Below are 9,509 nucleotides of genomic sequence, written 5' to 3' on the forward strand. Positions count from 1 at the left end.
CGCGTGGACCACGCGGTGCGGACGCCGCTCGACGACGCTTCGGGGACTCCGTTCGGAGACTACGAGGACGCGGACGGGCTCGGCGACGGTTCGGCGGTGGTGTCGGCCGCCGCCACCTTCAGTTCCACGGTCAGCGTCGCGCCGCCGGTGGTGGTGATGCGGAGCAGGAAGGTGCCGGTGGTGTCGTCCGCGTACAGCTTCGGCAGCTTCAGCACTCCCTTGGCGTCCGTCCGGAGATCCTTCAGAGTGCGTACGGGCTTGCCGTCGGCGTCCTTGAAGTAGGGGCCCTTGTCGATCTCGGTGGGGTCGTCGGCGGACTTGACGAGGGTGGCGGTGGCAGCGACCTCGTCGGCGACGGCGCCCTTGTAGGTGGCCTTGACCTCGACCTGGTCGGCGAACTCAGCGCCCGGGGTGCAGACCTGCGGGGTGTCGTCGGTGCGGACGAGCGCGTCGGCGGCGCGTTCGGTGACCGTCGCCTTGTACTGGAGCGCGGAGACCGTGCGTCCGACGACCACGGCGCGGACGGTGAAGTCCCCCGTCTTCTCGCCCGCCTGGAGCACCGGGGCGTGGGCCACGCCCGAGGCGTCGGTGACCACCGTGGCGACCTTCTCGCCCCCGGTGAAGGTGGTGTCCGTGTCACCGGTGATCACGAACCGGACCCTGACCTTGGCGACCGCCTTGCCCTCCTTGGTCTCGGCGCGGGTGCTGACCTTCTCCGCGAAGGCGTCGCCCGCCCGCGCGGTGAGCGGGTCCGTGCCGGCGTCCTCCAGGTGGTCCACCGTGTCGGTGGGCGTGGGAGGCGTGGTGGGCCTCGTGGGAGGTGTCCTGGGCGGCTTGGACGGCGGGGACGGCCGGCTCGGGGTACCTCCGGGCTTGCCGGGAGTGCTCGGCTTGGCCGGAGTGCTCGGCGTACCCGGCTTGCCCGGGGCACCCGGAGTACCCGACTTGCCCGAATTATTCGGCTCCTGACCGGTCGTCGGGGAGTACGGGGGCCGGGTGGTGGTGAACGGCCCGGGGTGGGTCCCCGTCGTGTCGCTGCGGTGGACCGGCAGCTGACCGGTGCCGTCGGGAACCGAGTGGGTGCCCCTGCGGTAGTACTCCAGCCACGTCAGGACGGTGTTCAGGTACTCCTGCGAGTGGTTGTAGCTGAGGATCGCGCTGTTCAGGTCGGCCTGGTCGGACAGGTCCCAGTCGTTGCGGCACAGGTAGTGGCCGGTGGCGAGGGCGGCGTCGTAGACGTTGTTGGGGTCCTTCTTGCCGTCGCCGTTGCCGTCCCGGCCGGCCCACTCCCAGGTGGAGGGGATGAACTGCATGGGTCCGACGGCACGGTCGTAGGTGCTGTCGCCGTCGTACAGGCCGTGGTCGGTGTCGCTGATGTTCGCGAAGCCGCTTCCGTTGAGCACGGGGCCGAGGATCGGTGTGAGCGTCGTGCCGTTCGCGTCCACCTGACCGCCGCGCGCCTGGCCCGACTCGACCCGGCCGATCGCGGCGAGCAACTGCCAGGGCAGGTTGCACCCCGGCCTGGAGGCGCGCAGCTCGGCCTCGGCCTTCTTGTAGGCGTCGAGCACCGTCGCGGGTATGCCCGCCTCGGCCGGGGTCTTGGCGGCCGGGGTGCCGGCGGTGGGGACCGGGTCGGGGCTGTGCAGCGGCGGGAGGTCCGTGTAGTACTGCGTGTCACCGGTGGCGGTGTCGCCGACGGGGGTGTCGGGGACCGACGTCGCACCGGCAGCGGGCTGTCTTCCCTCGTCGCTGACCGTCACGCCGGGAGCCTCGGAAGCGGAGAGTGCCGCGACCGCGACCGCGGCCACGGCCGTGGTCGCCGCTCCCTTGTACAGCCTCCTGCCGAAATGCGCCGCCATGGAGTGAACCCCTCCCGTGAACGCCCGAGCGTCCCTCTGTACTTGCCTGTTCGCCCTGTTGTGACGGTTGACTCGCGGTACTGGTTGCCCTCGTGGAGCTTTCCGGATGCACGACCCAGGTGACCCTACGACAACTTCCTTTGCGGCGGCAGCGGTTCGTGCCCGGTTTCCACCGGTTGGCCGCCTTCGGGCGTACGGGGCTCGGGACTGCGGCTCCTCGCCTCACCTCTCCCTCTCCGTGGCGGCGGGCTGGTCAGCCGGGCGGCGCGGCCTGGCAACGGGGTCCGGGAGGTTCCGTTGCCGGTCGGGTGCGGAGGCTCGGGAGCGGTGGAGGCTCGGCGGCGGTAACGGCCCGGCGGTAGCCGAGACTCGGTGGCGGTGGAGGCTCGGTGGCGGTGGAGGCCCCGCGGTGACGGAGGCCCGGGACGGTGCCGCGATGACAGTCACCGGCTTCCTTGTCCGCGCACTGCTACGGGCCCCGCGGCGGCCGAGTGGGGAGCTCGAGGGCGGGCGGAGGGGGGGCGAGCACGTTGGAGATGAGTGGGGCGAGGGGCGGGAAACCGGGCGGACAGGTTTCCGACGCGGTCGGCTGGTGAGCGGCCGTCGGCCCGCGACGCGGCTCCCGGCTCCCGGCTCCGGCTTCCGGCTTCCGGCTTCCGGCTTCCGGCTTCCGGCTCCTGATTTTGGCTACCGCTACGGCTGCGGTTACGGCTGCGGTTACGGCTTTCGGCTAGCGGTCGCGGTGGCCGGGCCTCTTGCGGTGGTCCTGACCGTCCTGCCGATCTGTGCGGGACCGCGGTTCCCGGCGCGGCAGACCGCTCGCGTGGCCGGGGACCGTGGTCGCGGCCACGACGAAGACGGTGACGGTGCGGGCGGGGACCGGACGCGGGAGACGGGCGAGGAAGAGCGCGAGGTAACCGCGGGTGACGTCGGCCCACAGGGGCCAGGGATGTCGCGCGCCCGGGGTGAGCCGACGGCGGAGGTCTCTCGTGGCGCGCCGGAGGGCGACCGCGAAGTCGGTCGGGATGCGGGCGGTGCTTGCGTCGGCCGCGAGAGCCGGAACCGGCGGGGGCGGCGGCGCGGCGGGGGCCGCGCCGACGGCTGTGTGGGATACCGCCGGCCGGTGGTTGAGCATGCGTATACCCATGCCCAGATCCTGGCGGGCCGGGGTGGCCGCTGCGCCTCTGCGGGGGCCACGTGAGTGATGACCACGCCGTTGCCACCGGCCGCGGGCCCCCGGAGCCAGACAGGCTCAGACGTCCCCTCCCGGGGCAGGCGACCCGGGTCTCCCGCGTCCGGGACAGCCCCGGGCGCCCAGCGGGGAGGCTGCCAGCGTCCTCGTCCAGCGAAACCGGGGCCCGCCCCGTCCAGGAGGGCCCGGGCACCCAGTCAGGGACACCCCGGCCGGCCCCGCTCAGGAAGGGCCCCGGACGTCCCTCAGCCCGACAGAGCCGGCACCGGGGGCACCCGGCCTCCAGGAACAGCCGGTGGGCGCCCCGGCCGCGTCGGTCGCCCCGGCCACGACGGCCACGACGGCCTCAGTGTGCCGCCGACTCCCAGTCCGGACCCACGCCCACGGAGACGTCCAGAGGCGCCCTGAGCCGGACCGCGCCGGACATCTCGCGGCGGACGATCTCCTCCGCCGCCGCACGCTCGCCCGGGGCGATCTCCAGGACGATTTCGTCGTGGACCTGGAGCAGCATGCGGGACTTCAGGCCGCCCTCGCGCAGCGCCCGGTCCACGTGGAGCATGGCGATCTTGACGATGTCGGCCGCGGTGCCCTGGATCGGGGCGTTCAGGGCCATCCGCTCCGCCATCTCCCGGCGCTGCCGGTTGTCGCTGTTGAGGTCGGGGAGATAGCGGCGCCGGCCGAACAGGGTTTCGGTGTAGCCGGTCGCCCGCGCTTCGTCCACCACCCGGCGCAGATAGTCCCGTACCCCGCCGAACCGCTCGAAGTAGGCGTCCATCAGCGTACGGGCCTCGGCGGCCTCGATGTTCAGCTGCTGGGAGAGGCCGAAGGCTGACAGGCCGTACGCCAGGCCGTACGACATGGCCTTGATCTTGCGGCGCATCTCCGCGTCGACCGCCGAGCGCTCGACGGCGAAGACCTGCGAGGCCGCCGTGGTGTGCAGGTCCTCGCCGGAGGTGAACGCCTCGATCAGCCCCGCGTCCTCCGAGAGGTGGGCCATGACCCGCAGCTCGATCTGGCTGTAGTCAGCCGTCATCAGCGACTCGAAGCCCTCGCCGACCACGAAGCCGCGGCGGATGGCACGGCCCTCGTCGGTACGGACGGGGATGTTCTGCAGGTTGGGGTCCGTCGACGACAGGCGGCCGGTCGCGGCGACCGTCTGGTTGAACGTCGTGTGGATACGGCCGTCCGTCGCGATGGTCTTGATCAGGCCCTCGACGGTGACGCGCAGCTTCGCCTGCTCGCGGTGGCGGAGCATGATCACCGGCAGCTCGTTGTCCGTCTGCCCGGCCAGCCAGGCCAGGGCGTCGGCGTCGGTGGTGTAGCCGGTCTTGGTCTTCTTGGTCCTGGGCAGGGCCAGCTCGCCGAAGAGGACCTCCTGGAGCTGCTTGGGCGAGCCGAGGTTGAACTCGTGCCCGGCCGCCGCGTGGGCCTCCTTCACGGCCTGCTGCACCGCTCCGGCGAACGTCTGTTCCATGGCTTCGAGGTGGGCGCGGTCGGCGGCGATGCCGTTGCGCTCCATGCGGGCCAGCAGTGCGGAGGTGGGCAGCTCCATGTCGCGCAGCAGGTCCGCGGCACCGACCTCCTGGAGCCTGTCCTCGAAGGCCTCCCCCAGGTCGAGGATGGCGCGGGCCTGGATCATCAGGGCCTCGGCCTCGGCGGCATCGTCCGCGCCGAACGCCAGCTGGCCGTCGGCCGCCGCCGCGGGGGCCAGCTCGCGGTGCAGGTACTCCAGGGAGAGCGCGTCCAGGTCGAAGGAGCGGCGGCCGGGCTTCACCAGGTAGGCGGCGAGCGCGGTGTCCATGGTGACGCCCGCCACGCTCCAGCCGTGCTCGGCGAGGACCCGCATGGCGCCCTTGGCGTTGTGGAAGACCTTGGTCCGGTCGGCGTCGGCCAGCCAGCCGGCGAACGCCTGCTCGTCGGCCTCGTCGAGCTGGGACGGGTCGAACCAGGCGGCGGCACCGCCGGCGGCGGCAAGCGCTACCTCGGCGACCGACCCCGCGCCCAGCGCCCAGGCGTCGACGGTGGCGACACCCAGGGCCTGCGTGCCGTGCTCGGCGAGCCAGCCGGTCAGCTCGCCGGTGCCGAGCACCGTGCCGTCCAGCTCGACGCCTTCCGCCGCGATCGGGGTGGCCTCGGCCTCCTCGGCACCCGGGTCGACGGCGAAGAGCCGCTCGCGCAGTGACGGGTTACGGATCTCCAGGGTGTCCAGGACCATCGCGACGGCCTTGCGGTCGTACGCGGTCCTGGCGAGGTCGGTGACGGTCTTGGGCAGCTCGACGCCGCGCTCCAGTTCGGTGAGGCGGCGGTTGAGCTTGACGGCCTCCAGGTGGTCGCGCAGATTCTGCCCGGCCTTGCCCTTGACCTCCTCGACACGCTCGACGAGCTGGGCGAACGAACCGAACTGGTTGATCCACTTCGCCGCCGTCTTCTCGCCCACGCCCGGGATGCCCGGCAGGTTGTCCGACGGGTCGCCGCGCAGCGCCGCGAAGTCCGGGTACTGCGCCGGCGTCAGCCCGTACTTCTCGACGACCTTCTCCGGGGTGAACCGGGTCAGCTCGGAGACACCCTTGGTCGGGTAGAGCACCGTGGTGTGCTCCGAGACCAGCTGGAAGGAGTCGCGGTCGCCGGTGACGATCAGGACCTCGAAACCCGCGGCCTCGGCCTGGGTGGCGAGCGTGGCGATGATGTCGTCCGCCTCGAACCCGTCGACGGCGAAGCGGGAGGCGTGCATCGCGTCGAGCAGCTCGCAGATCAGCTGCACCTGGCCCTTGAACTCGTCCGGCGTCTTGGAGCGGTTCGCCTTGTACTCGGTGAACTCCTCCGAGCGCCAGGTCTTGCGGGAGACGTCGAACGCCACGGCGAAGTGCGTGGGCGCCTCGTCACGCAAGGTGTTCGCCAGCATCGACGCGAAGCCGTAGATCGCGTTCGTCGGCTGGCCCGTCGCGGTGGTGAAGTTCTCCGCGGGCAGCGCGAAGAACGCGCGGTAGGCCAGCGAGTGCCCGTCCATGAGCATCAGCCGCGGACGGGTGCCGCCGGGGGTGGTGTCGGTCTTCTTCGATGCTGTTTCTGCCACGTCCCCGATCCTGCCACGACCCACTGACAGTCGGCGGACGCGCTCCGCGACGGGGAGGCCGGCGCAGGACATGCCGGAGCGGCGCGGGCCGGAGCGCCCGCGCCGAGGACGTCGGACGCGGCACCAGCCACGCCGGGGCGGCCGGTACGCCGCCGCACATGGCCGACCGGCCCCGGCGTACGTACCCTGCCCCGCCGCCCCGCAGAACCAGAATCAGAAGTCGGCACCAGCACCAGCCGAGGAACGCACGGCTCACCCCCGCTCGAACCTCGCCCCAGCCCCCTCTCCCCCGCCTTCGTAGCCCCGGAATGCCCCCGGGGCATCCCCGGGCGGGAGCGCTGTCACTGCCGCGTGCGAGGATCGGAGGCGTCCGGGATGCGGCCCGCGGCGCCCTGGTCGGGGCGCGGCCGCGGAGTCCGTCCCGGGGAACAGCACTCGCGCAGTCGAAGGAGAGCGTGCGATGGCCACCAAGCCGCCCAAGGGTGATCCGGTCCAGGACGCGCCGCAGGTAGACGGGCCGAAGCACGCGGCGGCCGGGCTCCCCGCGGTGCGGCACTCCCTGCGCATGGCCCAGCAGCAGATGGGTGTGAAGCGCACCGCGCTGACCCTGCTGCGGGTGAACCAGAAGGACGGCTTCGACTGTCCCGGCTGCGCCTGGCCCGAGCCGGAGCACCGGCATACCGCGGAGTTCTGCGAGAACGGCGCGAAGGCGGTCGCCGAGGAGGCCACCCTGCGCCGGGTCACCCCGGAGTTCTTCGCCGCGCACCCCGTGGCCGACCTGGCGGCCCGCAGCGGGTACTGGCTGGGGCAGCAGGGACGGCTGACCCACCCCATGTACCTGCCGGAGGGCGCCGACCGCTACGAGCCGGTCACCTGGGAGCGGGCCTTCGACATCGTCGCCGAGGAGATCGCCGCCCTCTCCTCCCCCGACGAGGCCGTCTTCTACACCTCGGGCCGCACCAGCAACGAAGCGGCGTTCCTCTACCAGCTGTTCGCCCGGGAGCTGGGCACGAACAACCTGCCCGACTGCTCCAACATGTGCCACGAGTCCTCGGGCTCGGCCCTGTCGGAGACGATCGGCATCGGCAAGGGCAGCGTCCTGCTGGAGGACCTCTACCAGGCCGACCTGATCATCGTGGCCGGCCAGAACCCGGGGACGAACCACCCCCGCATGCTCTCCGCCCTGGAGAAGGCCAAGGCGAACGGCGCGCGGATCATCAGCGTCAATCCGCTGCCCGAGGCGGGCCTGGAGCGGTTCAAGAACCCGCAGACCCCCAAGGGGCTGGCCGCCGGCGCCGCCCTCACCGACCTGTTCCTGCAGATCCGCATCGGCGGCGACCAGGCCCTCTTCCGCCTCCTCAACAAACTGATCCTCGACACCGAGGGCGCCGTGGACGAGCTGTTCGTCCGCGAGCACACCCACGGCTACCAGGAGTTCGCCGCCGCCGCCCGTGCCGCCGACTGGGACGAGACGCTCGCCGCGACCGGCCTCACGCGCGCGGAGATCGACCGCACGCTGGAGATGGTGCTCGCCTCCAGGCGCACCATCGTGTGCTGGGCGATGGGCCTGACCCAGCACAAGCACTCCGTACCGACCATCCGCGAGGTGGTCAACTTCCTGCTGCTGCGCGGCAACATCGGGCGTCCCGGCGCGGGCGTGTGCCCCGTGCGCGGCCACTCCAACGTGCAGGGCGACCGCACGATGGGCATCTTCGAGCGCCCCGCCCCGGCCTTCCTCGACGCGCTGGAGAAGGAGTTCGGCTTCGACCCGCCGCGCGAGCACGGCTACGACGTCGTGCGCGCCATCCGCGCCCTGCGCGACGGCGAGGCGAAGGTGTTCTTCGCGATGGGCGGCAACTTCGTCTCCGCCTCCCCCGACACCGACGTCACCGAGGCGGCCATGCGCAGGGCCCGGCTGACCGTGCACGTGTCGACCAAGCTCAACCGCTCGCACGCCGTCACGGGCGCGCGTGCGCTGATCCTGCCCACCCTCGGCCGCACCGAGCGGGACCTCCAGAGCGGCGGCGAGCAGTTCGTCACGGTCGAGGACTCCATGGGCATGGTGCACGCCTCCCGCGGCCGGCTTCAGCCCGCGAGCCGGCACCTGCTGTCCGAGCCGGCCATCGTGTGCCGGCTGGCCCGCCGGGTGCTGGGCGAGGACAGCGTGGTGCCGTGGGAGGAGTTCGAGAGGGACTACGCCACCGTCCGCGACCGCATCGCCCGCGTGATCCCCGGCTTCGAGGACTTCAACGCACGCGTGGCCGACCCCGGCGGCTTCGCCCTGCCGCACGCCCCCCGCGACGAGCGCCGCTTCCCGACGGCCACCGGCAAGGCCAACTTCACGGCCGCGCCGGTGGAGTTCCCCGAACTGCCCGAGGGCCGGCTGCTGCTGCAGACGCTGCGCTCGCACGACCAGTACAACACCACGATCTACGGCCTCGACGACCGCTACCGGGGCATCAAGAACGGACGGCGGGTGGTGCTGGTCAACCCCGAGGACGCGCGCTCGCTCGGGGTGGCCGACGGGTCGTACGTCGACCTGGTCGGCGAGTGGAAGGACGGCGTGGAGCGGCGGGCGCGCGGCTTCCGGGTGGTGCACTACCCGACCGCGCGCGGGTGCGCGGCCTCGTACTACCCGGAGACCAACGTCCTGGTGCCGCTGGACGCCACCGCGGACACCAGCAACACCCCGGCCAGCAAGTCCGTCGTGGTGCGTCTGGAACAATCGGCGGCCGACTGAGCGTTTGCTCAGCGAAGCAGTGCCGATCGACGACGAACGGAGCCGGACCCATGGGCGAGCAGCACGACGTGAAGTTCCCGCAGGAGGTCATCGACGAGTACGCCGCCCTCGGCGTCGACCTGCCCGCCCTGTTCTCTGCCGGGCACCTCGGGACCCGCATGGGCGTCCGGATCGTCGAGGCGTCCGCGGAGCGCGTCGTCGCCACCATGCCGGTGGAGGGCAACACCCAGCCGTACGGGCTGCTGCACGGCGGCGCCTCCGCCGTGCTGGCCGAGACCCTGGGGTCCGTCGGCGCCATGCTGCACGGCGGCAGCTCCAAGATCGCCGTCGGCGTCGACCTGAACTGCACCCACCACCGCGGCGTGCGCTCCGGCCTGGTCACCGGCGTGGCCACCCCACTCCACCGGGGGCGCTCGACGACCACGTACGAGATCGTCATCAGCGACGAGCAGGGACGGCGTGTGTGCAGCGCACGCCTGACCTGCCTGCTGCGCGAGGTGCGGCCGGCGGACGCCGAACAGGTCCCGGCCGTCCCGGCCGCGAACTGACGCGGGGTCGGGGGGGGGGGGGGCGGCCCCCCCCCCCCCCCCACCCCCACCCCGTGGGTTTACCCCACCCCCGGGCAACCACGCCCCCGCCGCGCCC

The 9,509-nt window shown here is 72.4% G+C and carries 5 protein-coding genes; 2 read left to right on the forward strand and 3 right to left on the reverse strand.

Annotated features, from left to right (window positions below; all coding sequences use genetic code 11):
• Positions 1-59: 59 nt before the first annotated feature.
• From ACFC02_RS04020 to polA, 3 genes are all read right to left on the reverse strand, one after another.
• A complete protein-coding gene (locus ACFC02_RS04020) occupies positions 60-1,859 on the reverse strand; it encodes a lytic murein transglycosylase (protein WP_376351810.1) in 1,800 nt (599 codons plus the stop codon).
• A 730-nt stretch (positions 1,860-2,589) separates the two neighbouring features.
• Positions 2,590-3,006, reverse strand: a complete 417-nt coding sequence (locus tag ACFC02_RS04025; protein ID WP_376351812.1) for a hypothetical protein — start codon at positions 3,004-3,006, stop codon at positions 2,590-2,592.
• Between the two features lie 391 nt (positions 3,007-3,397).
• Positions 3,398-6,124 (reverse strand): DNA polymerase I, encoded by a 2,727-nt coding sequence (polA, locus tag ACFC02_RS04030; RefSeq protein WP_376351815.1) that lies wholly within the window; start codon positions 6,122-6,124, stop codon positions 3,398-3,400.
• Between the two features lie 460 nt (positions 6,125-6,584).
• Here polA and ACFC02_RS04035 point away from each other — a divergent pair, with 460 nt between their 5' ends.
• Positions 6,585-8,864, forward strand: a complete 2,280-nt coding sequence (locus tag ACFC02_RS04035; protein ID WP_376351817.1) for an FdhF/YdeP family oxidoreductase — start codon at positions 6,585-6,587, stop codon at positions 8,862-8,864.
• Between the two features lie 50 nt (positions 8,865-8,914).
• The gene (locus ACFC02_RS04040; protein WP_376351820.1) at positions 8,915-9,412 is read left to right on the forward strand and encodes a hotdog fold thioesterase; all 498 of its coding nucleotides are present in this window, start codon (positions 8,915-8,917) and stop codon (positions 9,410-9,412) included.
• Positions 9,413-9,509 lie beyond the last annotated feature (97 nt).

The organism is Streptomyces sp. NPDC056160 (genome assembly GCF_042268205.1).
Taxonomy (GTDB): domain Bacteria; phylum Actinomycetota; class Actinomycetes; order Streptomycetales; family Streptomycetaceae; genus Streptomyces.